Annotated in this window: 25 protein-coding genes; 9 read left to right on the top strand and 16 right to left on the bottom strand. The window is 70.7% G+C overall.

The genetic code is table 11. The features are described from left to right. The first annotated feature begins 15 nt into the window (after positions 1-15). Positions 16-507, top strand: a complete 492-nt coding sequence (locus tag BO221_RS47165; RefSeq protein WP_043405656.1) for a PilZ domain-containing protein — start codon at positions 16-18, stop codon at positions 505-507. Positions 508-541: 34 nt separating this feature from the next. Beyond that, positions 542-1,027 (top strand): PilZ domain-containing protein, encoded by a 486-nt coding sequence (locus BO221_RS47160; RefSeq protein WP_073567505.1) that lies wholly within the window; start codon positions 542-544, stop codon positions 1,025-1,027. Here BO221_RS47160 and BO221_RS47155 read toward each other — a convergent pair. The 7 genes from BO221_RS47155 to BO221_RS47125 are packed head-to-tail and all read right to left on the bottom strand — an operon-like array spanning position 1,020 to position 8,035. Further along, the gene (locus BO221_RS47155; protein WP_073567504.1) at positions 1,020-1,919 is read right to left on the bottom strand and encodes a protein-glutamate O-methyltransferase CheR; all 900 of its coding nucleotides are present in this window, start codon (positions 1,917-1,919) and stop codon (positions 1,020-1,022) included. The two genes, BO221_RS47160 and BO221_RS47155, sit on opposite strands and share 8 nt — an antisense overlap. Next, on the bottom strand, positions 1,919-2,437 hold the full coding sequence (locus BO221_RS47150; RefSeq protein ID WP_073567503.1) for a chemotaxis protein CheW: 519 nt from the start codon (positions 2,435-2,437) through the stop codon (positions 1,919-1,921). The genes BO221_RS47155 and BO221_RS47150 overlap by 1 nt, the downstream gene beginning before the upstream one ends. A 16-nt stretch (positions 2,438-2,453) precedes the next feature. Then, positions 2,454-4,127, bottom strand: a complete 1,674-nt coding sequence (locus BO221_RS47145; protein WP_073567502.1) for a methyl-accepting chemotaxis protein — start codon at positions 4,125-4,127, stop codon at positions 2,454-2,456. 47 nt (positions 4,128-4,174) lie between these two features. After that, positions 4,175-5,794 (bottom strand): chemotaxis protein CheA, encoded by a 1,620-nt coding sequence (locus BO221_RS47140; RefSeq protein ID WP_073567501.1) that lies wholly within the window; start codon positions 5,792-5,794, stop codon positions 4,175-4,177. 29 nt (positions 5,795-5,823) lie between these two features. Then, positions 5,824-6,456: a GAF domain-containing protein gene (locus tag BO221_RS47135; protein WP_073567500.1), complete on the bottom strand. Its 633-nt coding sequence runs from the start codon at positions 6,454-6,456 to the stop codon at positions 5,824-5,826. Continuing rightward, a complete protein-coding gene (locus tag BO221_RS47130) occupies positions 6,453-6,836 on the bottom strand; it encodes a PleD family two-component system response regulator (RefSeq protein ID WP_073567499.1) in 384 nt (127 codons plus the stop codon). The genes BO221_RS47135 and BO221_RS47130 overlap by 4 nt, the downstream gene beginning before the upstream one ends. Positions 6,837-6,868: 32 nt before the next feature. Continuing rightward, positions 6,869-8,035, bottom strand: a complete 1,167-nt coding sequence (locus BO221_RS47125; protein ID WP_073567498.1) for a response regulator — start codon at positions 8,033-8,035, stop codon at positions 6,869-6,871. A 452-nt stretch (positions 8,036-8,487) separates the two neighbouring features. On the opposite strand from BO221_RS47125, the gene cutA reads away from it, so the two are divergent. The 4 genes from cutA to BO221_RS47105 all read left to right on the top strand — a co-directional run bounded on the left by cutA (position 8,488) and on the right by BO221_RS47105 (position 12,594). After that, a complete protein-coding gene (gene cutA, locus BO221_RS47120) occupies positions 8,488-8,814 on the top strand; it encodes a divalent-cation tolerance protein CutA (protein ID WP_073567609.1) in 327 nt (108 codons plus the stop codon). Positions 8,815-8,868: 54 nt separating this feature from the next. Further along, positions 8,869-9,573 (top strand): hypothetical protein, encoded by a 705-nt coding sequence (locus BO221_RS47115; RefSeq protein WP_143196100.1) that lies wholly within the window; start codon positions 8,869-8,871, stop codon positions 9,571-9,573. 99 nt (positions 9,574-9,672) lie between these two features. Then, positions 9,673-10,431: a hypothetical protein gene (locus BO221_RS47110; RefSeq protein ID WP_143196099.1), complete on the top strand. Its 759-nt coding sequence runs from the start codon at positions 9,673-9,675 to the stop codon at positions 10,429-10,431. 159 nt (positions 10,432-10,590) lie between these two features. Beyond that, on the top strand, positions 10,591-12,594 hold the full coding sequence (locus tag BO221_RS47105; RefSeq protein WP_073567495.1) for a prolyl oligopeptidase family serine peptidase: 2,004 nt from the start codon (positions 10,591-10,593) through the stop codon (positions 12,592-12,594). Between the two features lie 10 nt (positions 12,595-12,604). On the opposite strand, the gene BO221_RS47100 is transcribed toward BO221_RS47105, so the two are convergent. Next, positions 12,605-13,033, bottom strand: a complete 429-nt coding sequence (locus BO221_RS47100; protein WP_073567494.1) for a GAF domain-containing protein — start codon at positions 13,031-13,033, stop codon at positions 12,605-12,607. A 276-nt stretch (positions 13,034-13,309) separates the two neighbouring features. Here BO221_RS47100 and BO221_RS47095 point away from each other — a divergent pair, with 276 nt between their 5' ends. Beyond that, positions 13,310-14,299: a TerC/Alx family metal homeostasis membrane protein gene (locus BO221_RS47095; RefSeq protein ID WP_083682556.1), complete on the top strand. Its 990-nt coding sequence runs from the start codon at positions 13,310-13,312 to the stop codon at positions 14,297-14,299. Positions 14,300-14,454: 155 nt separating this feature from the next. On the opposite strand, the gene BO221_RS47090 is transcribed toward BO221_RS47095, so the two are convergent. The 6 genes from BO221_RS47090 to BO221_RS47065 form a co-directional block, all read right to left on the bottom strand. After that, positions 14,455-17,103, bottom strand: a complete 2,649-nt coding sequence (locus BO221_RS47090) for an ATP-dependent Clp protease ATP-binding subunit (protein WP_233166577.1) — start codon at positions 17,101-17,103, stop codon at positions 14,455-14,457. A 200-nt stretch (positions 17,104-17,303) separates the two neighbouring features. Next, positions 17,304-18,959: a glycosyltransferase family 39 protein gene (locus BO221_RS47085; RefSeq protein ID WP_073567493.1), complete on the bottom strand. Its 1,656-nt coding sequence runs from the start codon at positions 18,957-18,959 to the stop codon at positions 17,304-17,306. 84 nt (positions 18,960-19,043) lie between these two features. After that, a complete protein-coding gene (locus BO221_RS47080; RefSeq protein WP_073567492.1) occupies positions 19,044-19,544 on the bottom strand; it encodes a hypothetical protein in 501 nt (166 codons plus the stop codon). Positions 19,545-19,612: 68 nt separating this feature from the next. Then, positions 19,613-20,515 (bottom strand): hypothetical protein, encoded by a 903-nt coding sequence (locus BO221_RS47075; RefSeq protein ID WP_083682553.1) that lies wholly within the window; start codon positions 20,513-20,515, stop codon positions 19,613-19,615. After that, the gene (locus BO221_RS47070) at positions 20,496-20,882 is read right to left on the bottom strand and encodes a response regulator (RefSeq protein ID WP_073567491.1); all 387 of its coding nucleotides are present in this window, start codon (positions 20,880-20,882) and stop codon (positions 20,496-20,498) included. Before BO221_RS47070 ends, BO221_RS47075 begins: the two co-directional genes overlap by 20 nt. A gap of 159 nt (positions 20,883-21,041) precedes the next feature. Continuing rightward, a complete protein-coding gene (locus BO221_RS47065) occupies positions 21,042-21,395 on the bottom strand; it encodes a hypothetical protein (protein WP_073567490.1) in 354 nt (117 codons plus the stop codon). 264 nt (positions 21,396-21,659) lie between these two features. On the opposite strand from BO221_RS47065, the gene BO221_RS47060 reads away from it, so the two are divergent. After that, complete coding sequence (locus tag BO221_RS47060) at positions 21,660-22,091, top strand: MerC domain-containing protein (RefSeq protein WP_073567489.1); 432 nt, start codon at positions 21,660-21,662, stop codon at positions 22,089-22,091. On the opposite strand, the gene BO221_RS47055 is transcribed toward BO221_RS47060, so the two are convergent. Together BO221_RS47055 and BO221_RS47050 are read right to left on the bottom strand one after the other, a co-directional pair. Continuing rightward, positions 22,036-24,378, bottom strand: a complete 2,343-nt coding sequence (locus tag BO221_RS47055; protein ID WP_073567488.1) for a cation-translocating P-type ATPase — start codon at positions 24,376-24,378, stop codon at positions 22,036-22,038. The genes BO221_RS47060 and BO221_RS47055 overlap by 56 nt on opposite strands. 1 nt (position 24,379) lies before the next feature. Beyond that, the gene (locus tag BO221_RS47050; RefSeq protein ID WP_083682551.1) at positions 24,380-24,796 is read right to left on the bottom strand and encodes a DUF1490 family protein; all 417 of its coding nucleotides are present in this window, start codon (positions 24,794-24,796) and stop codon (positions 24,380-24,382) included. 194 nt (positions 24,797-24,990) lie between these two features. Between BO221_RS47050 and BO221_RS47045 the strand changes: the two genes are divergently transcribed. After that, positions 24,991-26,940: a permease gene (locus BO221_RS47045; protein WP_073567486.1), complete on the top strand. Its 1,950-nt coding sequence runs from the start codon at positions 24,991-24,993 to the stop codon at positions 26,938-26,940. The last annotated feature ends 57 nt before the right edge of the window (positions 26,941-26,997 follow it).

Raw genomic sequence — 26,997 nt, 5'->3', positions numbered from 1 at the left:
CACAGGAGCGACACCATGGGCGTGATCCAGTTCATTGATGAATTCCGCGCGCTCCACACGAGGGCGCGGCAGGGGAAGCTGGGGGAGTCCGAACGCCAGGACTACCTGGCCAAGCGCGAGCAGTTCGCGCGAGCCCTCTTGAACGCCCAGGGGCTGATGCTCGACGGAGCCGAGGCCCGGCGCCATTACCGCGTGGCGCACCAGCTGCCCGTGGAGCTGCAGATGGCCTACGGCAACGTGTGGACGAACACGTTGGACATCTCGGCCGGAGGCTTCTCGGTGACGCTGCCGCACGCGGTGGACGTGAAGGAGCGGCCCAGCGCGCTGCTGTACCTGCCGGACGGCTCGACGCTGGCGGGCCGGGTGCGCGTGGTGTCCCAGTTCCAGCGCGCCGACAAGCACCGCGCCTCCTTCGCCTTCATGGACCTGACCGAGCGCGAGAGCGAGCTGCTCGAGGGCTTCCTCATCGACTTCGCGTTGGAGCGGGTGGGCATCACCCCTCCGTAGAAGGAAGTCCCCCCAGACGCCTCGGAGAGCCGTGATGAGCGCCAATCTGTGGGTGGAGCAATTCCGGGCGCTCCATGCGCGTGCGCGCAAGGGGCCGATGTCCGAGGAAGAGAAGCGACGCTACATCGCTGCCCGGGAGCAGTTCGCGCGAGCACTGACGGCGGCCCAGGGCATGCGGCTGCCCCCCGGCCAGTCCGCGCGCCGCAGTTTCCGCATCGCCCAGGGACTGCAGGTGGACCTGGCCTTCGCCGCCGGCCCCATGAAGGCCATGACGCTGGATGTGTCGGTGGGTGGCTTCTCGGTGATGCTGCACAAGCCGCCCGCCGAGTCGGAGGAGCCAGCGTTCACGCTGCGGCTGCCGGGCAATCAGGAGCCGGTGAAGGGCAAGGCGAAGGTGGTGTCGGTGCAGCGCAAGATTGGAACCCACCGCGTCTCGTTCTCCACGCACGGCGTGACGGAGAAGGACACGGAGCGGCTGGAGACGGCGCTGTTCGACCTGGCGCTGGAGCGCATCAAGTAGGGCTGACACCCGCGGGTGGCGAGCCCCTGGCGCAATAGACGTTGGGAGCCACGCAGCGGGCGGACTCGGCGGTGCCGGTGAGGCTCTCGGCGTGGCCGAGGAAGAGGTAGCCGGTGGGAGGCAACCGCCGCAGCAGGGCGCTCAGCGCCTGTGCCCGGGCCTGGGCTCCGAAATAGATGAGGACGTTGCGGCAGAAGACGAGCTCGAAGGGCCCCTGGGGCCATCCGCGCTCGTCGTTCAGGTTGACGCGTGCGAAGCGCAGCACCTCGCGCAGCTCCGGCCCCGCCTGCATCCACCCCTCCTGGCTGCGCACGCCCTTGAGCATGAAGGCGCGCAGCAGGGGCCGGGGAATGCTCGCCGCCTTCTCCATGGGCCACAGCCCCTGCCGGGCGCGCTCCAGCGCCCAGGTGGACAGGTCCGTCGCCAGCACCTCCACCTCCCACCCCGAGTCCGGAGGGAAGTGCGAGAGCAGCTCCATGGCCAGCGAATAGGGCTCCTCGCCCGTCGAGCACCCCGCGCTCCACACCCGCACGCGCCGCGCCATCAATCCCTGCGCCGCCCGCCGCGTCCACTCGGGGAAGACACGCTGGCGGAGGAACGCGAAGTGCTCGGGCTCGCGGAAGAAGTGCGTCTCGTTGGTGCAGAGGCAGTCGATCATCCGCACCCGCTCCGCCTCGTTGCCGCGCGCGGTGACGAAGCGGTAGTAGGCGCCGAAGGACGTCAGCCCCAGCGCGCGCACCCGCCGGGACAGCCGCCCCACCAGCAGCGCCTGCTTCGAGGGGCCCAGGTGGATGCCCGCCTCGCGCTCCACCAGCAGCTGGAAGAGGGAGAACTCCCGCTCCGACAAGGGGAGTGGGCCCACCACGGGCAGCACTGTCTCCGCCGGGGCCATCACCCTCCTGCCCCCTCATTGGATGCGGCGGCGGCCAGGCCCAGCAGTTCCTCCGTGCTCAGCACCCGGTCCAGGTCCAGCAGGAGGATGAAGCGCTGCTCCTGCCGGCCCATGCCGCGCAGGTACTCCACCGGGGTGCGCGTACCGAAGGCGGGCGGCGGCTCGATGTCGTCCGGCCCCAGGTCGATGACCTCGCTGACCGAGTCGGCCAGCAGTCCCAGCGTAGTGCGCTCGCCGTCCAGCAGCGCCTCGACGATGACGAAGCACGTCCACCGGGTGATGGGGCGCGGGCCGAGCGCCATCTTCACCGCGAGGTCCACCACCGGCACCACCCGGCCCCGCAGGTTGATGACGCCCAGCACCGCCGGAGGCATGCCCGGCACCCGGGTGATGGGCACGTGCTCGATGATTTCGCGGATGCGCAACAGCTCGATGGCGTACGTCTCACCGGCCAGCGAGAAACCCAGGTACTGCGCCGGACGGGCGACTTCGGTGGCGGTGTTCGTGTTCGTGCTCATGGTGGGCCTCTCCGTCCTAGATGCGCTTGAAGCCATGGGCCGCGCCGGTGGGGGGCACCTGTACGGGCAGCGACTGAGCCACCGCCTTCAGCCCCTGCACGGGTGAAGGCACCGGCGGCAGGTGCACCGGTGCCGGCCTCAGCGAGCGCATCGGCTGCACCGCTCCGTGCAACGCCCGCACCTCCTCCGCCACCCGGAAGAACGTCATCATCTGCTGTAGCGACTCCGCCTGCGCCGCCAGCTCCTCCGCCGTCGACGACAACTCCTCCGCCGCGGACGCATTCCTCTGCGTCACCTGGTCCACCTGCACCATCGCCCGGTTCATCTGTACCACCCCGCTGGCCTGCTCCCTCGACACCGCCGCCACCTGTTGCACCAGCTCCGCCGTCTTCCGAATCGACGGCACCAGCTCCTTCAGCAACTTCCCCGAGCGCTCCGCCACCTTCACGCTGCTTCCCGCCAGGCTCCCAATCTCCTTGGCYGCCTTCTGGCTCCTCTCCGCCAGCTTCCTCACCTCCGCCGCCACCACCGCGAACCCYCKCCCATGCTCCCCGGCCCTCGCCGCCTCCACCGCCGCGTTCAGCGCCAGCAGGTTCGTCTGGTACGCGATCTCCTCCACGATGGAGATCCTCTCGGCGATGGACGCCATCGCCTCCACCGTCTCGTTCACCGCCAGCCCRCTCTCCTCCGCCTCCGCCGCYCCYCTCACCGCCATCTGCTCCAACGTCTTGCTCGTCTCCGCGTTCTGGCTGATGGACGTGCTCAGCTGCTCCAGGCTCGTCGTCGTCTCCTCCACYGASGCCGCCTGGGTGCTCGTCCCCTGTGACAGCGCTTGCGCCGCCGCCGCCACCTGCCCCGACGCTCCCGACAGCGAGCCCACCGCTCCCCTCACCTCTCCCAACACGCCGCCGAAGCGCTGCACCATCTCCCGCATTCCGGCCAGCATCTGCGCCGTCTCGTCCCGTCCCCGCACCTCGATGGAAGCGGTGAGGTCTCCCGAGGCCAACCGTCCCGTCAGTCCCACCGCCTCGGTCAACGGCTGGGTGATGCTGCGCGCCAACCACCACGCCAGCAGCACCGCCAGCAGGGGTCCCACGATGCCCCCTCCCAGCAACATCCGCTGAACGGAGAGCACCTGTGCGTCGGTCACCTCGGTGTTCTTCTGGTTCAGCGCCATCTCGTCCTGGATGACGGTCATCGCCAGGCCCTGCATGAGTTCCAGGCTCTTCCGCCCCTTGCCACTCTTCACGTAGTCGACGACGTGCTCCATCGGAACGCGCCCGGCATCCGCGTCCCGGCGCAGCTGAACCTGGTGCTCGACATGGGGAAGGAACTGCTGCTGGTACTGCTCCATGAGTTGCCGCAACAACTGCTCCGCATGGGAGTTGTTGGCCGTCAGCTTTTCCACCTGGGCGTGGTTCTCGAGAACCGCGGCCTTCCACTGGGGCAGGGGCTCGAGCAGGGACTCGTTGCCCGTGAGCGCGAACTCCATCACCCGGTTCTCCATCCGCACCAGGTGGATGCCCGTGGCGAAGCTGGCGATCTGCACATCCCGGGAGCGGTAGTAGTCCTGATTGCTCACCAGCATCAGGAAGAATCCATAGGCCCCCCAGATGGTGGTGGCGAGCAGCGCGACGAGGACTCCGAAGCCGAGCTGTAACTTCCGGGAGATGGTGAGGTTCTGGAGCATGGTTCTCTTTCGGGATGCAGGAAGAAGGGCCCGGGGCACGCGGAGCGTCAGCTCACGGCGGCCCGCTGGCGGATGGCGGTGCGCAGCAGCGTGGGCACGTCCAGGACGAGCCCCACGCGGCCACTGCCGAGGATGGTGGAGCCGGACACGCCGGGCAGGTGGCGGAAGAGCCGGCCCAGGGGCTTGAGGACGCATTGGCCCTCGCCGAAGAGCGCGTCCACCACCAGGCCCGCCCGGCTCCCGCCGTGCCCCAGCACGACGACGCTCTCCCGGCCCGCCGCGGGGGCCTCCACGCCCAGCATCTCGCGCAGCCGCAGGTAGGGCAGCGCCCGGCCGCGCAGGTTCAACACGCCGCCCCCTGGCTGCCCGGTGCGCTCCACAGGCAATTCCAGACACTCGCGCACCGCCTCCAGCGGCAGCACGTACGTCTCCTCGCCCACACCCACCGAGAAGCCCTGGATGGTGGCCAGCGTCAGCGGCACGCGCAGCGTCACCGTGGTGCCCCGTCCTTCCTGGCTGTGCAGCGTCACCAGGCCCCGCAGCGCTTCCACGCTCCGGCGCACCACGTCCATGCCCACGCCGCGCCCGGACACCTCCGTCACCGCCTCCGCCGTGCTCAACCCCGGCAGGAAGACGAGCTCCTCCAACTCCTCCTCCGTCATCCGCTCGGGCTCCATCCCCAGCCCGCGCGCCTTCTCCCGCAGCCGGTCGTAGCGCAGGCCCCGGCCGTCATCACTCAGCTCCACCACCAGCGAACCCGGTTCGTGGAAGGCCCTCAGCACCAGCGTGCCGCACGCCTCCTTCCCCGCCGCCTTGCGCTCCTCCGGCGTCTCCAGCCCGTGGTCCACCGCGTTGCGCACCAGGTGCAACAGCGGCTCGCGCAGGCCCTCCACCAGCGCCGTGTCCACCTCCACCTCCTCGCCCTCCAGCACCAGCCGTGCCCACTTGCGCTCCCCCCGCGTCAAATCCCTCACCGTGCGCAGGTGCTGCCGGAAGAGCGGGCCCACCGGCACCATCCGCACCCGCATCACCTCTTCCTGCAATTCCTCGTGCAGCCGGTCCGCCTCCAGGTGCACCTCCAGCGCCTCCTCGGCCGTGCCCGTGGCCAGCACCCGCGCCAGACGCGTGCGCGCGATGGCCAGCTCGCCCGTGAGGATGGCGATGCGGTCCAGCTTCTCCACGTCCACCCGCAGCGTGCGCGCGCGCCGCCCCGCGGCGTCCTCCGGCCCCGGCTCCTCCACCCGGGGCGCGTACACCGTCCGCGGCGCCTCCTGCTGGCGCAACCCCTCGGCGCACGCGCGCAGCCGCTCCACCAGCAGCGCGTCCTCCTCCGCCGGAGGCTCCTGTCCCGCGAGCACCGCCGCCAGCAGCTCGCGCAACCGGTCCACCGCCGACAACAGCAGCGTCACGTGCTCGTCCTTCACCGGCAGCCGCCGATCCACCAGCGTCTCCAGCACGTCCTCCAGCACGTGGGACACGTCCGTCATGCCGGTGAAGCCCATCGCCGCCGCCGCGCCCTTCACCGTGTGCGCGCCCCGGAAGATGGACCGCAGCCGCTCCTCGTCCGGGTGCTCCTCCATCGAGACGAGCGTCTCCTCCATCTGCGTGAGCAGCTCGCCCGACTCCTCGGCGAACGTGGCGAGCAGCCGCGCGCGATCCAGTTCCAAGTTCGTCCCCCTCCCTCGAAGCCGCCCGTTCAGGACGGCTTGCCGGCGGCCATGCCGCGGGCACAAAACAAGGCCCTGCCACCTTCCGCCGCGAGCAGTTCCAACAGCTCACGGTCCTCGGGCTCGAGGCGCGGTTTGTGGGGTAGCAGGCCGAACAACACCATCATCCCGAGAACGTGCCCTCCCAGTCTCAGGGGGACGCACGCACGCGGCCCGTCTGTCCGGTTCTGGGCGCTCCCCGCCTCCATCAACTCCTCCAGCCAGGAGACGCCGGTGCGCGCCGAGTGGCCAATGGGGCCATCCACCTCCAGCGGCAGCCGGCGGAAGCGCTCGGCGTCGATGCCCAGCGACACCCGCAGCACCAGCTCCGCGCCCTCGCGCTCGAAGATGCCCAGCGTCTCCGAGCCCACCAGGTTGATGATCAGGTCCTGCAGGATGTCCAGCAGCTCCAGCGGATGGAGCGTCTCGTGCAGCCGCTGGGTCGCCACACGCAGACGCACCAGGTGGCCCATCTCCGCCTCCACCAGCCCCTGGCGCTGGGCCCGCCACCGCTCGTCCTCCTCGCGCCGCGCGAGCGAGGCCCTCAGTTGTTCGTTCTCCGCGCGCAGCACGGCCATCTCCGCGCGCAGGGCCTCGTTCTCCCAATGGAGCTGCTCCCTCATGCGAGCCGCGCCTCTTCCAGGTGGCCACGCACCTTGGCCAGCAGCTCCTCACCATCGAAGGGCTTGGTGATGTAGTCGGTGCACCCGCTCTCGAAGCCCTGGCGCACGTAGTGCGGCTCGCCCCGGGTGGTGACGAGGATGATGGGCACGTCCTTCGTGTCCGAGCGCGCGCGCAGGGCCCGGCACGTCTGGAAGCCATCCATGCGCGGCATGAGGACATCCAGGAAGATGAGGTCCGGCCGCTCGGTGGAGACCTTGTCGAGCGCCTCCTGTCCATCCCGGGCGGTGACCAGCTCGTAGCCGCAATGCGACAGCATCATCCGGTGCAGCAACAGCACGGTGCTCGAATCGTCGACGAGGAGGATCTTCTTCCTGGCCATGACGTACCTCCGTGATGCGGGGGGAGAGGGGGCTACATGAGGCGGGTGCCGCGGATGAGCTCGCGCAGATGCATCAACCGGCGGGGGCTCATGCCCAGGAACTGGATGCCCATGCCGAGCGGATAGGAGGCGGTGCGGCGCGCGGTGTAGGGATTGGACCAGGTGACGATGCCGGGGCCCTCGAGCACCTCGCGGATGGTGGACAGGTGGATGCGCAGCTCCAGGGCGGCACCGGGGCGGGCGGGCACCAGGGTGCGCACGAAGAGGGCACCCGGGCTGAGCTCGCTGGAGTAGCAGGAGGACCAGGCGTAGCTGCCCACCTCGCGGTACTCCACCGGGCAGACGAAGGGCACGCGCTCGTCCACCAGCAGCGCGGCGAGGTTGCGCTGGAGCTGGCCGTTGATGCGCGACAGCAGGTGGCGTGGCGCCAGGGTGCGCGCGCTCAGCCACACCTGCCCGAGCATGGGCACCTCCGTGACGTCGCCGTCCGCCACCACCACGGTGGGCACCCGGGTCAGGCGCGCCTCGGTGCGCAGGCGCTCCACGCGCATCATCTCCTCGGCCGAGGTGACACGGGCGCGCGTGAGCAGCAGGTGGATGGGCTCGCCGTACTCGGCCACCCGGGCCACGGCCTGCTCGGTGCTGGAGGCGTACAGCAGGTGGTGGCCACACGCCTCCAGGTCCGCGCCCAGGCCGCCGGGCGTGTTCGGTGCCTCGCCCACCAGCAGCACGGTGCGCGGGGTCCGCCGCTCCACCGGCCAGACTGGCGAGCCGGGCGTCCGCTCGCGCAGCACGTCCAGGCGCGCCTGCAGCTCGGTGATGCGCACCGGGCCCAGCAGGCAGTCCTCCGCCCCGCCCCGCACGCACGTCTCCAGCAGCTCCGACGGCGTGTGCTCTCCCACCACGACGAGGATGGGCACGTCTCCATGCTGCGCGTGGCTCCGCAGCGCCACGCACCCGGGCGAGCCGTCCGCCGGCAGCACCCGCCAGTCCACCACCACCATCAGCGGCCGGCAGCGGCCCAGCTCCACCCGGGCCGCCAGCATGTTGTCCACCGACACCACCTCGCACCCCACCGCGCGCAGCAGGGGCGTCAGGTACAGCCGCAGCTCCTTGGCCTGGTCCACCAGCAACACCTTGCGCGAGGGCTCCGCGGACACTCCGGACTGCTGGGACAGTGCGTGCGTGGCGAATGGCATGGCGATTCCCCCCGTGGACCGTGCCCCGCTCATTCCCTGACGGCTCACAGGAATCCGGGAGCACTGAGAGTAAATAACATGAAAGGGAATACGGGAAACGACGCCTGCTCGCCTACTGGCCCACGGAAACCGCTTCCGCTCCATGGAAGCTAGCGGACACTCCGCTCGCCCCGCGGGGCCCATGTCTCTCTTTCCCCTGGAAAACATGGGGGTTGCCGCATCCGCTACCGGACACTGCATTGCCCTCGCGGAGGGTCGGACATGGCCCCACCAGAAGTCTGTTGTCTGGCGGAACACAGTCTTGGAAATGCTTATTCAAGACAGGCAAAACATTCCAGGCCGCACGTCAGGAATGATCCGTCTATGTAAAAACTCTCAAGCGTCGAGGATGACCCATGTAAGGAATTGACTGCCCCTTCCCCGCTCACGAGCAGGCGGGTATGTGTGGGTCCATGACCGATGCCATCCTCGTCATGGTGACCGCGCCAACGGCCGGCAAGGCGGCGGAGCTCGCCCGCGCCCTGGTGGAAGAGGGCCTGGCGGCCTGCGGCAACGTGGTGCCCGGCCTGCGCTCCATCTACCGGTGGGAGGGCAAGGTGCACGATGAGCCGGAAGCGCTGCTCCTGCTCAAGACGCGCGCCTCGCACTTCGAGGCCCTGCGCGAGCGCGTGGTGCAACTGCACCCCTACCAGTGCCCGGAGGTGCTGCGGTTGGACGTGCCGGAGGGCCACGCGCCGTACCTCCAGTGGATTCGCGACAACGTGCGCCCCACGCCCTGAGGGCACGAAGCGGTGTTCGCACCCGTGGTCCGGGCCTTGCAAACCACCGCGTCCATGACGAATCACCCCCCCCTCCCCTCCCGGCTCTCCCTGCTGCTGATCCTCCTGCTCACCCCCGGCGTGGGCCTCGCCGCCGAAGCGCCCTTCCCATCCGGACTTCGCGCCGGGGCCCCCGTGCAGAGGCTCCTCCAGGCCCACTCCGGGCAGTCCGGCACGGACGAGCGCGCGCCCCTGCGGCTGCGCGAGGACGACCCGGTCCAGCGTTACGAGAACTCCCGCCCTCCTCCGCAGGGCGTGCGCATCCTCGCGGAGGTGGCGGCCGGTCTGGTGACGAGCCTGGGCCCGGGTATCGCCGGCGGGTACGCCGCTTCATCGCTGTGCGATGCGGGCGTCATCGGCTCCTCCGGTGGCTTCATGCCCTGCCTGGGTCCGGCCCTCTCCGGGGTGCTCGTGGGCGGAGGCGCCGGGTTCGCCCTGGGCGTCTGGTGGGGCGGCGAATTGGCCGGTGGAGACGGAAAGCTGCTCGGGGCCCTGGGCGGCTTCGCCGTGAGCGCGGCGCTGGGCACGACCCTGGCGCTGACCACCCAGGAGCCCTCCGTCGGGCTCCTCGTCGGCGTCCCCCTCTCGCTGCTCGGCTCCATCGTGGGCTACGAGATCACCCAGCGTACCGTGGGCTCCAGCTACCAGGCCCGCGTTCAGCCCGTGCTGGCCTTCTCCCGGCGCGGCACGGTGGTCGGTGGTCTGGGCGGTTCCTTCTGAAGCATCCGCGCTGGATGGGAGTTCGCACACCCCGCGCACACCTGTATCTCGAATTGCACAGATCCCGAGGTGCGCGGGGCCCGCCCCACTCGGGAGGGGATGATGGCGCTGCTGTTGCACGGTGCCACGGACATGAATGACGTCCTGTCCGCCCCCTCCCGGCTTCCCCTGCTGCTGCTCCTCCTGCTCGCCCCTGGCGTGGGCCTCGCCGCCCCGGAGCCCGCCCTCGAGCCCCTGGCGCGGCACGCCCCCCTCTCCGAGCCGCGCCTGGCCTCCTCCGGCCTGCCCGGCACGGACGCGCGTGCCCCCCTGCGGCTGCGTGAGGACGACTGGGCCCAGGCCGAGAAGGAGGACCCCCGCCCTCACCGCGCCCTGCGCATCCTGGTGGAGACGGGAGCCAGCCTGCTGACGGGCACCGGAGGTGGGTTCCTCGGCTTGCTGGCCGGTGGTGGCCTGTGCGAGATGGGGCTCGTCGGTAACAGGAGCGGCTTCTTCGGCTGCTTGGATTCGGCCGCCCTCGGGCTGATCCTCGGCGCGGGCCTCGGCGTCACCCTGGGAGTCTGGTGGGGCGGCGAAGTGGCCGGTGGAGACGGAAAGCTGCTCGGTGCACTGGCGGGAATGGGCTCGGGCATCGTGCTGGGCCTGCTCTCGGGGCTGGCGTCCGGGAGGGGTGACCTCGGGCTCTACTTCACCGTCCCTGGCGCCCTGATCGGCGCCATCGTGGGCTACGAGCTCTCGCAGCGGTCCCCGGCGGCCGGCCCTCCGTCCCCCGCCGTGGCCTCCGCGCGCCCCCGCCTCCAGCCCGTGCTGGCGTTCTCCTCGCGCGGCACGCTGGTGGGTCTGGGCGGAACTTTCTGATCAGGGCGGCCAGGCGGGGGGGGCCGGTGATCGACGCCGGGTGCGCGAAATGCGACACTTCCCCACGAAACCGGCTCCGCCCCCCCGGCACGTCACGTCGTGCCGGGGTGGTAAGAAACGGGCCGTTCTCCTCACGCAAACCCAAGGAAAGGCCTGCTCATGACGCTCGCAAGTCGGGAGGCTCCCTACGGCTCATGGAAGTCCCCCATCACCGCCGACATGATCGCCACCCAGACGTTGTCGCTGGGTGAGGTGGCCGTGGATGGCGATGACGTGTACTGGCTGGAGGTGCGCCCCAGCGAGCGGGGACGGCACGTCATCGTCCGGCGCTCGGTGGATGGGACGCTCACGGACGTGCTGCCGCCGGCGGGAGAGGGCCGGGTGGCCTACAGCTCGCACAGCCTGGTGTATGGCCATGGCGGCGGCTCGTTCGCGGTGTCCGAGGGGCTGGTCATCTTCGTCAACCACGCGAGCACCGGGCTGCACGTGGATCAACGGCTGTACCGGGTGAATCCGGGCCGCACGCCGGTGCCGCTGACGCCGGACACGGGGGGCAAGCATCGCTTCGGGGACCTGGTCATGGACCGGACGCGCAACCGGGTGGTGTGCGTGCGCGAGGACTGGCGCAACCTGAAGGACGGGCACCCGAAGGCCGCGCTGGTGGCGGTGGACCTGGACGGGCAGAGGCAGACGGTGCTGGCGGAGGGGAGGGACTTCTACTCCTCGCCCACGATGAGCCCCAATGGGCGGCGCATGGCGTGGCTGGCGTGGGACTACCCCTGCATGCCGTGGGATGGCTGCGAGCTGTGGGTGGCGGACGTGGACGAGCTGGGCACGCCGCACCACCCGAGGCTGGTGGCCGGCGGCACCACCGAGTCCATCTTCCAGCCCGAGTGGAGCCCGCAGGGCGAGCTGTACTTCGTGAGCGACCGGAACAACTGGTGGAACCTGTACCGGCTGCAGGGGCGCAGCGTGGTGCCGGTGCTGGAGCGCAAGGCGGAGTTCGGCACGGCGCAGTGGCAGTTGGGCATGTCCACGTATGCCTTCATCTCGCCGCGGCACGTGGTGTGTGCCTTCAACGAGCAGGGCCAGTGGAAGCTGGGGCGGCTGGACGTGGTGCTGGGCCAGTTCGCGGAGATGGCCACGCCGTTCACGGACGTGTCGCAGGTGCGTGGGGGACTGGCCACGGCGTACTTCGTGGGCGGAGGGCCGGAGCAGCCGGCGAGCGTGGTGCGGCTGGACATGGAGTCGGGCAAGCCGCAGGTGCTCAAGACGTCCACGCGGATGCCCGAGGAGCTGGTGCCCTACCTGTCGCGCTGCGAGCCGCTGCACTTCCCCACCACGGAGCTGGGCGAGGCCCACGCCTGGTACTACCCGCCCACCCATCCGGACCACGCGGCGCCGGCGGGCGAGAAGCCACCGCTGCTCATCATGAACCACGGAGGCCCCACGGCCTCGGCGTCGACGAAGCTGGACTGGACCATCCAGTACTTCACCAGCCGGGGCTTCGCGGTGGTGGACGTGAACTACCGGGGCAGCACGGGCTACGGGCGCGAGTACCGGCTGTCGCTGTATGGCAACTGGGGAGTGATGGACGTGGATGACTGCGCCAACGCCGCGCTGCGGCTGGTGCAGGAGGGCAAGGTGGACGCGCGGCGGCTGGTGGCGCGAGGCGGCGGCACGGGCGGGTACACCACGCTGTCGCTGCTGGCCTTCCGGGACATCCTGCGCTGCGGCACGAGCGCCAGCGCCGTGACCAACCTGGAGTCGCTGGTGGAGCACGCGGAGAAGTTCGAGGCGCACTACATGGACCAGGTGCTGGGGCCGCAGCCGGAGTCGAGGCAGCTGCTGCAGGACCGCTCGCCGAGCCTGCACCTGGACAACATCAAGCGCAGCCCGGTGCTCTTCATCCAGGCGAGGCTGGATGGGCAGACGTCGCAGCGGGAGACGGAGGAGATGATGCGCAAGCTGCGCGCCAACGGGGTGGCGACGGCGATGCTGCCCGTGGACGGCGAGCCGTACGGCCCGCGCGTCACCACCGACACGAAGAAGGCGCTGGAGGCCGAGCTGGCCTTCTACTCGCAGGTGATGGGGCTGAAGCTGGCGGAGACGCTGGAGCCGGTGGCGCTCGAGCCGGCGCTGCCCGAGGGTCCACGCCGCTAGGAAACGGGTGTCACGGGCCGCCGGGTGGAAGCCCGGCCGCGGCGGCCAGCAGGGCGCGCGTCATCTCGGCGGGGAGGTCTCCCTCGTGGAGGAAGGCGATTCCCACCACGGCGCGCACCTCCCCTGCCGCGTCGAGCACCGGCAGGGCCACCGAGGCGCGCACGGGCACCCTGCGAGCCCCGGGCTGGACGCGGCCGCTCTCGTCCGTCTGGAGGTTGCAGGTCTGCACCGGCTCACGGGTGGACAGGGCGAGCCCCGCCATGCCCTTGCCACGAGGCACCGTGCGCACGGCATCCACCACCGGCGGCGGGATATTGAGCGCGGCCACCAACTCCAGCACCTCGCCCCGCCGCACGTGGATGGTGCCGGCCATGGCACCCCGAGCGGCCGCGAAGGACTCCAACCAGGACTGGTACTGCGGCGTTGCGACTCCATCCATGCGGTGCTCCGGGTCGATCCCCTGGGCGGGGGGTGGATTGTCGTGCGCAGAAGCTGACGGCGGGCATGAAGGCGAAGGCGGGACTGTAGAGAGGGCGGACGGGCAGGCGCCATGCTCGTCGCACGGTGTGCGGCCTCCACGCGGAGCAAGCGCACACGGGATGACGAAACGGCAGCCACCCTGGTTGTTGATGGGGCCCTGCATTGTCAGCTTCCCCACACGGCCCCGTGCTGGTGGCCGGGAGGTGTGCATGGCTCATCCGTCGGAGGCCCCCCGATGAATCCGGATAGCATCTCCCCCTGGGAGTGGGGCGTCTTCGGGGTCATCGTGGTGGCGATGATCCTCGTCGACCTGCTGGCCCACCGGTCGAAGCGGGGGGAGACGAAGAAGGCGGCCTATATCTGGAGTGCCGTGTGGATCGCCGTGGGCCTGGCCTTCGGCCTGTTCGTCTGGGCGAGGCACGGAAGCAACAACGCCCAGGAGTACCTGGGGGCCTATCTCATCGAGAAGAGCCTCAGCCTGGACAACCTGTTCGTCTTCCTCGTCATCTTCGCCAGCCTGAGCGTGCCGGAGAACAAACAACGCCGGGTGCTCTTCTGGGGCATCTTCGGCGCCCTGGTGTTCCGCGGCCTGTTCATCTTCCTGGGCCTGGAGGCCATCTCCCGCTGGCACTGGGTGGTCTACATCTTCGGCGCCATCCTGCTCGTCGCGGCCTGGCGCGTGGCTCGCCGCCATCCCTCCGAGGAGTCCACGGGCAACAACACGGTGGTGTCCTGGCTGGAGAAGCGCCTGCCCGTGACCTCGGAGTACGAGGGCAAGCAGTTCTTCAAGCACGTGGACGGCAAGTGGCAGGCCACTCCCCTCCTCATCGCGTTGATCGCCATCGAGCTGTCGGACGTGGCCTTCGCCATCGACTCGGTGCCCGCGGCGCTGTCCGTGAGTCACAACCTGTTCGTCGTCTACACGTCCAACGTCTTCGCCATTCTCGGACTGCGCGCGCTGTACATCGCCCTGGCCAAGACGGTGCACGAGCTGCGCTACCTGCACTGGGGACTGGCGGCGGTGCTCGCCTTCGCCGGATTGAAGATGATCCTCTCCGAGTGGGTCCATGTGGCCCCGCTGGTCTCGGTGGCCATCATCGTGACGTGTATTGGTATCTCGGTGGGGCTGAGCGTGCGCGCGCGCAAGCGGGAGGCCACGCGGAGGGCCGTCCTGGCGAGGGATGAGCGGCCTCGCGGTGGACAGCGGGAAGAGGTCCACGCTTGAGCATCCCTCCCCTCGCCCTCCGGGAGAGGGTCAGGGTGAGGGTATCGGGGCCCACGGGTTGAACCCGTGTGGATGCGAACCCGAGTCCACGAGATACCCTCACCCCGTCCCTCTCCCGAGGGGAGAGGGGAAATCGTGGGCGCTCTGTAGACAGTTCAATGCACCGGCGTTTCTTGTCCGGCGCTCCGTCCCTCGACACCGAACGTGAACCGCCCGTCCACGAAGTCCACGACCACCCGGTCCCCTTCGTGCACGGTCCCTCGCAGCAGCATCCGGCTGAGCTCCGTCTCCAGCTCACGCTGGATGACCCGCCGCAGCGGCCGGGCACCGAACTTCGGGTCGAACCCGCGCCGTGCCAGCTCGTCCTTCGCCGCGTCCCGCACCTCCAACAGGATGTTCTGCCCGTGCAGCTTCCTCCGGGTGGACGCCAGCATCGAATCCACGATGCGGTTGAGCTGCTCCCGATCCAGCGCGTGGAAGACGATGATCTCATCGATGCGGTTCAGGAACTCCGGCCGGAAGTGCTGGCGCAGCGCCTCCATCACCGTCGCGGCCACGCGCTCGTCCTCCACGTTCACGCTGCCCTCCGGGGGCCGCTGGAATCCCAGTGCTCCCTTGCGCAACCCCAGCTGCTCGGCCCCGAGGTTGGACGTCATGATGATGACGGTGTTCTTGAAGTCCACCGTGCGCCCCTTCGAGTCCGTGAGCCGCCCGTCGTCCAATATCTGCAGCAGCAGGTTGAACACATCCGGGTGGGCCTTCTCGATTTCATCGAAGAGGAGCACCGAGTACGGCCGCCGCCGCACGGACTCGGTGAGGCGGCCGGCCTCCTCGTAGCCCACGTAGCCCGGAGGCGCGCCGACGAGCCGGCTCACCGTGTGCCGCTCCATGTACTCGGACATGTCGAAGCGCAGCATCGCGCTCTCGTCGTTGAAGAGGTAGTCGGCGAGCGCGCGCGCCGTCTCCGTCTTCCCCACCCCCGTGGGCCCCAGGAAGATGAACGAGCCGATGGGCCGCCCCGGATCCTTCAGCCCCGCGCGCGCCCGGCGCACCGCCTCGGAGATGGCACGCAGCGCTTCCTCCTGGCCCACCACCCGCTGGCGCAACGACTGCTCCATCTCCAGCAGCCGCTGCGACTCCTCCTGCTGCAGCTTCTTCGCCGGAATCCCCGTCCACTCACTCACCACCGTGGCGATCGCCTCCGGCGCGACGATGGGCTCGGCCAGACCCCGGGCCTGCTGCCACTGCGTGCGCAGCCCGTCCACCTCCGCGCGCAGCGCCTCGAGCTCCCCCTTCAACCGCGAGGCCTCCTCGTAGCGCTCGCCCGCCACCGCGGCCTCCTTGTCCTTCTCCTTCTGCGCCAGCCGCTCCTCCAGCACCTTCATCCGGCCCGGCTCCGTGTGCGCCCCCAGCCGCACCATGGCCGCCGCTTCATCGAGCAGATCAATCGCCTTGTCCGGCAGGAAGCGGTCGCTGATGTACTTGTCGGAGAGCTCCACCGCGGCGGTGAGCGCGGCATCCGTGATCTTCACCCGGTGGTGGGCCTCGTACGAGTCACGCAGCCCCCGGAGGATGTCCATTGCCTGCTCGGGGGTGGGCTCGGCCACCATCACCGGCTGGAAGCGGCGCTCCAGGGCGGCGTCCTTCTCGATGTGCTTGCGATGCTCGTCCAGCGTGGTGGCGCCCAGACACTGGAGCTCTCCCCGCGCCAGGGCCGGCTTGAGCATGTTGGCCGCGTCCATCGAGCCCTCGCCCGCACCGGCCCCGACGATGGTGTGCACCTCGTCGATGAACAGGATGACCCTGCCCTTGAGGGCGCGGATCTCCTCCATCAATCCCTTGAAGCGCTCCTCGAACTCACCGCGGAACTTCGAGCCGCCGATGACACTCGCCAGGTCCAGCGAGAGCACCTTCTTGTCCTTGAGCGCATCGGGCACATCGCCCGAGATGATCCGCTGGGCCAGGCCCTCGGCGATGGCCGTCTTGCCCACGCCCGGCTCGCCGATGAGCACCGGGTTGTTCTTCGTCTTGCGGCTGAGGATGCGGATGCAGCGGGCGATTTCCCTCTCCCGGCCGATGATGGGATCCAACTCGCCCGCCTTCGCCAGCGCGGTGAGGTCGCGCGTGAAGCGGGTGAGATTCGGTGGAAGCGATTCCGTCCCCCGCCCGGTCCCGGAAGTGGCCGGCGCCGCGGGCGCCTTCAGCAATTGCCGCAGCTCGTCCGCGTCGATGTCGGAGAGGAACTGGGCGGCGAAGCTCTCCCCCTCGGCCATGAGGGCCAGCAGCAGGTGCTCGGGGCCGATGAAGGTGTGCCCCATCTGCGCCGCCTGGAGCCGGGCGAGTTGCAGCACGCGCTTCATCCCCGAGGACAATCCCACCCCCTCGGCCCGGCGGGGCGGCCGCCGCTCCATCACATGCTCCAGACGGGCCTCGTACTCGGCCACGTCCGTCCCCTCCATCTCCAGCGCCACGCGGATGTCCGGCACCTTGTGGATGAGCGCCAGCAACAGGTGCTCGATGCGGATGCGCTCATAGCCCCACTCCAGCGTCAGCCGCGCCGCGTGCTCCAACACCTGCTGCGCCAGCTCCGAGAGTTGCGACAGGATGTTCTCCCGCCTCGCGCGGGGACCCGTCATCTGCGCCATCAGGCTCTCCAACGAGCCGAAGGGCATGGACCCCGGCGCCATGTTCATGGAGCTCGCGCAGTGGTTGCAGAGGCTCAGGGAACTCTCCTCTCCCTCGCCCGACTGCTGTTTGAAGAACACCACCGCGGGTCTCGCCCGGCAGTTCTCACACAGCATCATCCGCCTCCTGCGTGCGTCCTCCAGGCAAGCTAGGGACGCGGCCAGGGAGAACCCAATCGTTCAGCGGAACATGGGCAGGCAGGCGGGCAAGCCCCGCTCCGGCCGTTCACGCCCCCTGGGTCGATGCATGCCCTGCCTTCGCGAATGAAGCTGGTGGGGGGGGACGGCGGGCCCACCCCGAGAAACGCCCCGCCAGGCGCTCAGGGTCCGCCGTCCCGTGCGGTGCCTCGCAAGAGGCGCAACCGCTCTCGCAGCAGGGCCTCGCGCGGGTACCGGCGCAACAACGACTCATACGTCCGCGAGGCCTCGCCCGTCCGGCCCAGCCGCTCCAAGGCGAGGCCCAGGTTGTACCCCGCCTCGAGGTAGTCCGGCTGGAGCTCCACCGCGTGCCGCCACGCCTCCACCGCGGCCGCGTCATTTCCCAACCGGGAGTGACGGCCGCCCACCGCGTAGTGCAGCTCGGCCTCGAAGTCGACGGCGTCCACCGCCAGCCGCACCGGCCACACGGACACCATCAGCACGGCCAGGGCCACCGCCACGGGCACCCCTCGCGCGGAGGCTCGCGGCAGCAGCGCGTGCAGCCCCAGCGCCGCGAGCACGCACAGCGCCGGGGCGAGGGGTGCGCGGTAGCGGCCGGAGACGAAGAAGAGCACGGACGGAGCGGCGAGCATCAGCGCGGCCCCCACCACGGTGAGCGCCGCGCGCACGTCCTCCTTCGCCCGCCACTGACGCCAGAGTGCCACGGCCCCCGCCGCCGCGAGCGGCCACAGCAGCGCGTAGGGCAATGCGACGCCCCCGGGCCGCGCGGTGAGGGCCCACAGCACGGGCGACTGCGCGCGGACGACGTAGAGGTCCTCGTTGCGAGGCAGCTCGCGCCCCACCAGCAGCAACCGCGTCTTCCACAGCAGGTTGCCCACGCACTCGCGCGGGCGCGAGCGGCACCAGTCCAGCGCCTTCCGGTGGAACCACGCGTCCTGCGCGGCCGGCGAGTGGAAACCGTAGCGCGAGGGCTCGTTGACGAGCGCCTCCCAGGCGGCACCGGGGCGGATGGCCATGGCCCCGTCCACGTCCGCGTTGTTGCCCAACCACAGGTTGATGCCACCATTGGCGGAGATGAGCACCCACTCGCCCGAGCGCACGCGGTTGGCGGCCGTGGCGCACGACACCACGGCGGCACAGGCCGTCACGCACAGCACGGCGCGCAGCGGACGTCCCCGAGCGAGGGCCCAGGCCAACGGCAACACCAGCAGCAGCAAGGGCGCCACCGCGAGCGCCCCCAGGCCGATGCACGCCCCGCACAGCAGCGCGGTTCCCGGGCGGGGAGACTCGCGCACGGCCAGCCACAGCGCCGCGGTGCCCAGGAAGGTGCCCAGGGACGTGGCCAGCAATTCCCCGTCATAGAAGACGAGCGGCCCGTGCAGCGCCACGAGCAGGCCCGCGCTCAACCCCACCGTGTCGCGGCCAGAGAGCCGCCGGGCCACGCCACAGGCGAGCGCGGCGGTGAAGGCGCCGAGCAGGGCCTGGAGGAGACGCGGCCACCACAGGCTGTGTCCCCCCAACCCGTAGAGGCCCCCCAGCACCAGCGGATAGAGCGGCGGCTGCCAGAAGGGCCCCGGGTCGAAACCCTCGCCCCGCGCCAGCCGCGTGCCCAGGTAGTCGTAGTAGTCCGCGTCGATCAGCGGCGCCTCGAAGGCGGGGCCGTGCGCGGTGAGCAGGTACGCCAGACGCACCCCGAGCCCCACGGCGAGAACGAGCGCCCAGACCGGCACCCGGGCCCTCGGCGCCTCCAGGTGTGCGCCCGGAACGGGAGACTCGGGTGGTGCGGGAGGCGTCGTGCGTCGCGGAGAGCGGGCCATGGGGGGCGAACGCCACGAAAGCAGAACCAGCGCTCCGGGAAAAGGAGGGCCGGCCCGTGGGCTCACCCGACGAGGCGCACGCGACTACTTCTTCGTGCGAGAGGAGGTGCGGCTCCGGGACGTGGAAGCGCCCCGGCGGGCGGTGCCACGGCCCGAGGCCTTCTTCGCGCGGCCGGTGCGGCCCGCGGTGGCGGTGCGGCCCCCCTTCTTGGTGCCCCGGGTGGTGGTGCGCTTGCGCGCCGGGGTGCTCTTGCGGGCGGTGGTGCGCTTGCGCCCGGTGGTGGAGCGGCGGGTGGTCTTCTTGTCGCTCAGCTCACCCTCCTCCTGTCCGAGACGGTGCGCGCTCCGTGCGCTCTGCCGCGTCTTGCGCGAGGCCTGGCCAGGGGCCGGAGGCTTCAGGTCCACTCCGGCCCGGCGCGCCTTGGAGAGGCCGACGGCGATGGCCTGTTCGCGGGACTCGGGCCCGTGCCGGCCCTCCTTCATGTGGTGCATCTCCTCGCGGACGAACTCACTGGCCTGCGTGGTGGGCTTCTTGCCCGTGCGCTTCGCCTGACGCGCGCGCTGGAGCGTCTGTTTCTCCGGCATCGGATGTCCTTTCGTGTAGGCCCCGAGCAGGAAACTGGGGATGACAAGCGGGGTTGACAAGTGGCGGCTCAATGACGCCGCCGCTCGAGCTCCCGCGCGAGATCCTCCTCCAGGTGACGCAACATGGCATCGGCGTCGAAGGACTCGTCGCCCTCGCGCCACACCAGCAGCGGATCCACGCTGCCCAGGCGCTGGGTGAGGGAGCGTATCCGGTGCACGGCCCGCTCCATGGCGGCGATGGTGGGCTCGCTCTCGGGGCTGCGCTGGCGCAGCAGGGCGATGCTCAGCTCCAGCGTCTGCAACGGGGTGTTGGTGGCGTCGCGCACCGCGATGAAGAGCCGGGCCAGCCGCTCCAGGGCCTCGGCCTCCGCGCGCGCCGCCCGCAGCTTCAGCTCGATGCTCTGGCTGCGCACCCGGTAGGCCAGCATGGCCAGCCCCACGCCGCCGTAGACGAGGGTGCCCCAGGGCTCCCACGGAGAGCGCACCCCGGGGTGGCTGCCGAGCCCCAGCGCGAACCAGAGCACCACCGCCTCCAGGGCGAAGGCGGCGATCAACCCTCCTCCCAACCCCAGGCTGGTGGGGACGAGCATGCCAATGGCCAGCATCACCAGCCGGTGGCCCGTCATGGGCACCCAGGTGAGCCCCGAGCCGGTCATGAAGTACTCGGCCAGGGCGAAGATGGGCAGGAAGGGCACCGCCGCCGCCGCGAAGCCGCCGTTGATCAACAGCGGGGTGGGACGGCTCCGGCGAGCGAACAGGACGCCCAGCACCCCCAGCACCCAGAGCACATGCAGCAGGCGCAGGACCGGCAGCAGGAGGGCGCCGAGGAACACCCGGTAGTCGATGAAGATGTAGGCCAGCTCCGTCAGGGCGACCAGGACGTTGCCGAAGAAGACGCCGCGCCAGCCCCGGCGCAGCACCTCCTCCTCCACCACGCCCAGCGCGCCCAGCCTAGGCCGTTCCGGACCCATGGGAACCGCCCCTCACCAGCGCCAGGAGGACCTTCGACTCGATGGGTTTGGGAATCACCTGGACGTTCGTCAGCTCCAGGGCCTCGCGCACCAGCGGATGGGAGCGGGCATGGCCGGTGAGGAAGACGGTGCGCCCGGTGAAGCCGTTCTCCTTCAACCAGCGGTACGCATCCAGCCCGCTGGGCACCCCCGCCCCGAGGTTGATGTCCAGCAGGGCCAGCCCGCACCCGAGCGCCTCGACGCGCTTGCGCTTGACCTCCTCCAGCGAGCCGGCGCGTACACACTCCTCCGCGCCGGACAGCGAAAGCAGCTCGCAGAGGATGGTCCGCAAGTCCGCATCGTCCTCGAGTACGAGCACCCGTAACACGTCCCACCCTCCCCGCTGGCTGGGGCCCGGAGCGCGTGACGCCCCCGGCCTTCCTCACAAGCTGGACGCTAGGACATGCGGCGCTTTTAGGACAGGCCCCAGGGCCTCCCGAAACGGGCCCCGGGGCGGCGGTGGAACCGCCCCCGGGGAAGGGACGTCTCAGGCCACCACACGCAGGGTGCCGTGGTCGTCACAGTGGGTGCCGTGCGGGTGGTGCAGGTGGCCGCCCACCAGGTAGTCCACGTGGTCGCCGTGCGGCACCGCCTCGTGGCCGCACTGAGCTCCGTGCTGGTGGTCCTTCGCGTGGTCGGCGCAGGCGTGCTTCGGCGTGCACTGCGCGGGGTTCGCCGCGGTCGCCTCGATGCGGCACTCGTTGTACTGCTGGCCGTCCTCGCGGTGCAGGTGGCCCTCGTGCAGGTAGTCCACGTGGTCACCGTGCTGCACGGCCTTGTGGCCGCAGCCGCTGGAGTGCTGGTGCTCGTGCGAGGCGTGGTTGTGGGTACCGTGGCTCATGGTCGTTCTTCCCTTCAAGTGATGTGGCGTTCCTGGTCCCCCCCAAGCGGGCCGGACCGGGAGTGAAGCTACCCACACCCTCGCGGGGACGAACATCTTCCACGCAGCGCAGCGTGCGCTTTTCCGCTCGGGAATGCGGTCCTCCCCACGAATCCCGGGAAAAGATTTCCTGTTTTGCTTTTGTAACCTGGATACATCTTCAGCTGTGAGTCTTCAGAGTCCTGGTTGCGGCGGACCTTCCCCCTCATCTAAGAACCCGGCCCCATGACGCGCGAAACGCTGGCACGAGTAGACGAGGGAGCCTTCCGGGCCGGACGCTGGGATGCGTGGGGCCAGGCGCTGTCGGTGCTGTGCATGGCCCATTGCGTGCTGCTGCCGCTGGCGCTGGGCGCGATGCCCGCGGTGCTGAGCCAGTCACTGGAGGAAACCCCCATCCACCTCGGTGTGCTGGCGCTGGCGGCGGTCTTCGGCGTGGCCAGCTTCGTGCCGGGTTTCCGCCAGCACCGGGACTGGCGCGTGCTCACCCTGGGCGCGGCGGGACTGGCGTTGCTGGGGCTCGCCCAGACGGTGCTCCCCGAGGGCATGGCCGAAACGGGGATGACGCTGGCGGGAGGCACCGCCCTGGTGGTGGCGCACGGGCTCAATCGCCGCCGCTGTCAGGAGTGCTGCCCGGTGCCGCTCGCGCGGAGCCACTGAGCCCGTCCCCGGCCCGAGCCCCCTCCGGGAGCGCGGGCTGGTAGCGCAGCAGGCGCAGCGAGTTGAGCACCACGATTTGCGTGCTCAGGTTGTGCATGATGGCGGCCATCACCGGGTTGAGCAGGCCCAGCGCGCCAATGGCCACACCGCCCGAGTTGACCACCACCGACACGGCGTAATTCTGCTGGATGACGCCGAGCGTCCGGCGCCCGAGCGTCAGCACATCCACCACGCCACGCAGGTCATTGGAGGCCAGGGCGATGTCGGCGGCCTCCACGGCCACGTCACTGCCCGCGGTGTCCAGCGCGATGCCCACGTTGGCCAGCGCGAGCGCGGGAGCGTCGTTGATGCCATCGCCCACCATGGCCACGCGGGCCCCCTGGTCACGCAACTGGCGGACGAGGGCGTACTTGTCTTCCGGCAGGAGGTTGGCCTTCACCTCGTCGATGCCCAGGCTGCTGGCCACCACGGCGGCGCTCTCGGCGGCATCACCCGTGAGCATGAGGATGCGGCGGATGCCGGAGGCACGCAGTGCCTCGATGGCCTCGGCGGCCTCGGGCCGCACCGTGTCGGCCACGCCCACCACGCCGATGGCCTTGTCGTTCACCGCGACGCAGATGGCGGTGTCGCCGCTGCGCTGGAACTCCTCCACCTCGAGATTCAGCGCCTCCGTCACGGGCACGTCGTGCTCGCGCAACAGCCGGCGGCTGCCCACCAGGATCCGATTGCCCGCCAGGTCCGCCCGCATGCCGCGGCCCACCACCACCTCGCAGGCGGTGTGCTCCGGTACCTTCATCTCCCGCTCGCTGGTGTACTGGAGCACCGCGAGCGCCAGCGGGTGCTGGCTGTGCAGCTCACCACTGGCCGCCACGGTGACCACGTCCAGCGGCGGATACTCCTTGTCCAGCGACACGACGCGCGTCACCCGCGGCGTGCCCACGGTGAGTGTGCCCGTCTTGTCGAAGACGATGGTGTCCAGCGAGCCCGCCTCCTCCAGGTAGGCGCCGCCCTTGATGAGGATGCCGCGCCGGGCCGCGTTGCCAATGGTGGCGGTGACGGCGGTGGGCGTGGCGAGTCCGGCCGCGCACGGGCAGGCCACCACCAGCATGGTGAGCGCCCGGCGGTAGTCCCCGGTGAGCAGCAGCACCAGCCCGGACATGGCGAAGGACCACGGCACGAAACGGCTGCTGAAGCGCTCGCCCACGAGCTCGATGGGAGCCTGGTGCTCGCGCGCCTCCTCCACCCGTTGAATCAGCCGCCCCATGGCCGTCTGGTTGCCCAGGCGCGTCGCCTTCACCTGGAGACTGCCCGCCACCAACAGCGTGCCCGCGTACACCTCGTCCCCCGAGGACTTCATCACCGGCAGGCTCTCGCCGGTGATGGGCGCCTGGTTGACGGTGCCATTGCCGCTCAGCACGGTGCCGTCCACCGCCACCTTCTGGCCCTCGTAGAAGGCCACCGTCTGCCCCACCTGCACCTCGCTCAGCGGACGCTTCACCTCCGTGCCGTCCACCACCACGAAGACCTCGTCCTCGCCCAGCGACAGCAATTCCTCGATGGCCTGGCGCGAGCGCCGCAGCGTGAGGAAGCGCAGGTACTCGCCCAGGTTGAGCAGCCAGATGACGACGAGGGCCGGCACGTTCTCTCGCAGCACCAGGCTGGCGAGGGTGGCCACCGTCACCAGGGTGTCCGTGTCGATGTGGCTCGGCCGCGCCAGGCTGCGCACGCCTCCCTTGAAGAAGGGGTAACCGGTGATGAGCGTCACCACGCCCGCCGCCACCTTCAGCGGTCCCGAGACAGGCGCGCTGCTCCGGCCCATCAGCAGCTTCTTGGCCAGCACCAGCGTCAGCACCGCTCCGCCGATCATCAGGCGGAGGATGTGCCCCCGCTCCACCGCGTCACTCTCCTCCTTGGTGAGCTCGTAGGGATTGTCATGGTGATGGTGGTGGCCCGGGACGCCCTCGGTGTCGGTGTGCTTGCCCGACAACTCATGCAGGTGGGGCGTGCCCCGCGGCTGCTGCTCCTCCGGGGGCGGCTCCGGACGCGACAGGAGCAGCTCCACCGCCCGGGCCAGTGCCTCGGTGGGCGGGGCCTCGCCGTGCCAGAGCAACAGCACACCCCCGGTGAGCGGGTTGACCCGCGCCTGCTCCACCCCGGGCAGGCGCGCCACGTCCTGCTCGAGCACCCGCGCGAGCCGGCTCCGCCCCTTCACCCGCACCACCCGGTAGCGCGTGCGTCCCGGAATGTCCGACAGCACCTCCACCCGCGGCGCCGCGGCCACCGCCATCTCAGCTCTCCTTCCTGGGAGGAGGTGGGACGGGATGCACGTGACCGTGGCCGTGCCCGTGCTCGTGGTGGCCGTGGGAGTGGCCGTGCGTCTCGCGCTCCTCCCCCATCTCGTGGCGAGCCTCCGCCACCACGTCCTCGAAGTGCTCGCGCGTCTGCTCGGCCACCTCCGACAGCCAACGGCCCGTCCGGATGCCTCCCTTGACGGCTGTCCGCAGCACGGGCCGGAACGCCCGGGCCAACGGCCCTCCGGCCGCCCCCATCACCGCCGCCAGCGCGAAGCCCAGCCCGAAGCCCGTCAGCCCGCTCACGCCCCGGCGAGGAGCGCTCCCGGGTGTGACTTCCTCCTCCCGCGCCCCACCGTCCTCTTTCACCCGCTCCCGGACCACCTGCGTCCTGGCTCGAGACCCTCCGGCCATGTCCCACTCCTCTCTCCTACCCTGGTCGAGATAGGGCGGTGTTCTTCACCCGACAAGCTGACGCCTGGCGGCCAGCCCAGGGCCCGCACCGAGGGGCCATGCATCTTCGGTGGGCCAGTCATTGCCACCGTGTTGCAGATACAACGGAACGAAGATAACCTGCCGGTTCTGTCCCGGATTGCGAGGAACCCCCGATGACGCTTCCCCTGAGTCTGGCGGCGTGGGTGCTGGCTCCGCTGGTGGAGTGGTGTGTGAGGGGAAGGAGAACGGCCACCGCGGCGCTGGAGGGACTCGTCTTCGTGGCGCTGGGCGGCATGGTGCTGGTGCACATCCTCCCGCATGGGCTGGCGCTGGCGGGGATGGGAGCGCTGGGGGCGGCGGGGGTGGGACTGGGCCTGGCGCTGACGCTGGGGCGGCGGCTGCCCGCGACGGCCGGGCCGGTGCTGGCGGTGGTGGGGCTGGCGGTGCACGCGGCGCTGGAGGGACGAGCCCTGTCCCTGCACGGCACCGGGAGTGGAGCGCTCGCCATGCTCGCGGTGGTGCTGCACCGGTTGCCGCTGGGCCTGGGCCTGTGGTGGCTCGTCCGTCCGGTGGTGGGCACGCTGGGGGCGAGCGCGTTGCTGGTAGCCGTGGCGCTCGTCGGAGGCGCGGGCCTGGGCTGGGGCGGGTGGGTGCTGGAGCCCGGCCCGCTCCAGGCGGCCGCGCTCGTCCAGGCCTTCATCGCGGGCGCCTTCCTCCCGGCCCTTTTCCGGGGACGCGCGGGCGGCACCGAGGGGCCCGGGCAGCGGCTCGCCGCGGGACTGGGGGCCGTCACGGCCGTGGCGCTGCTGGTGCTCGTCTCACACGCGCACCCGGTGCTGGGTGCGCAGCCCGGGGAGCTCGGCGCGGGCACCACCTTCCTCCACCTGTCGTTGGAAACGGCACCCGCGCTGCTGGCCGCCTATGTCCTCACGGGTGTTCTCCAGGCCTTCCTCGGCGAGGCCTCGCTGGCCTGGCTCAAGCGCGGCTCCTCGCTGTCGCAGTCCCTGCGCGGCACCGTGGTGGGCCTGCCCCTGGCGCTGTGCTCCTGCGGGGTGCTGCCCGTGTACCGCGGCCTCATCCGCAAGGGCGTCCCCATCGCCGCCGCGCTGTCCTTCCTGGTGGCCGCGCCGGAGATTGGCGTGGGCGCCTTCCTCGTCTCGGTGCCGCTCATTGGCTGGCCCCTCACCCTGGCCCGCCTGGGAGGGGCCTTCGTCGTGGCCGTGCTCTCCGGCATCCTCGTGAGCCGGCTGATTCCGGCCTCCCAGACCGCCGCCATGGCCGCCCCGGCGGCGGGCCCCACCCCGCCCCTGCGCGAGCGGCTGGCCCACGGGCTGCGCGAGGGGCTCGTCGAGTCGGTGGACCACACGGCCCCGTGGATCATCGTGGGCGTGGGCATGGCGGCCCTGGTGGAGCCGCTGCTGGCGGCCGAGTGGCTCTCGCGTCTGCCGCCGGGCCTGGACGTTCCCCTCTTCGCGCTGCTGGGCGTGCCCAGCTTCGTGTGCGCCTCCGGGGCCACGCCGCTGGTGGCGGTGCTGCTGCACAAGGGCTTGTCGCCGGGCGCCGCGCTCGCCTTCCTCATCACCGGCCCGGCCACCAACGTCACCACCTTCGCGGTGATGTCCCGGTTGCATGGGCGCAAGGTGACCCTCGCCTTCGGCGCGGTGGTGGCCGGCACCTCCATCGTCCTGGGCCTGGCCCTCAACGCGCTCGTCCCGGCGCAGACGGGCCTCGCCCACGTCCCGCGGCACGCGGAGCACGAGGGGCCGCTGGAGTGGGTGAGCCTGGTGCTGCTGGGGGCGCTCTTCCTCGCCTCGCTGCTGCGGCAGGGCCCGCGCGGCTTCCTCACACAATTGCTGCCCGGTGCGGACCACGGAGAGGGCGCAGTGCCCACCGGAGACAAGCTCTCGGAGTTGCACGTGCACGGGCCCGCGTGCGGCCATGACCCCGGGCACGCGCCTCGCACTCCCGGGACACGTCCACCCCTTGTCCTGACTCCCCGGGCCCACGTCCACGGTCCCGGCTGCCAGCACGGGCACGCGCCCGTCCCGCGCCTCGTGCTTCCCCAGGCACATGTCCACGGGCCCGCGTGTGAGGACGGGAAGGCCTGCCCCCACGGCTCCTGACGCACTGTGTCCGCGCCCCGCCCCCGCGCCCGGCGGGGCTCCGGTGGTCAGCCTGGC

This window comes from Archangium sp. Cb G35, assembly GCF_001896145.1.
GTDB classification, from domain to species: Bacteria; Myxococcota; Myxococcia; order Myxococcales; family Myxococcaceae; genus Archangium; species Archangium violaceum.
The sequence above is the reverse complement of the archived record's forward strand: the minus strand, read 5'-3'. Positions and strand labels throughout refer to the sequence as shown.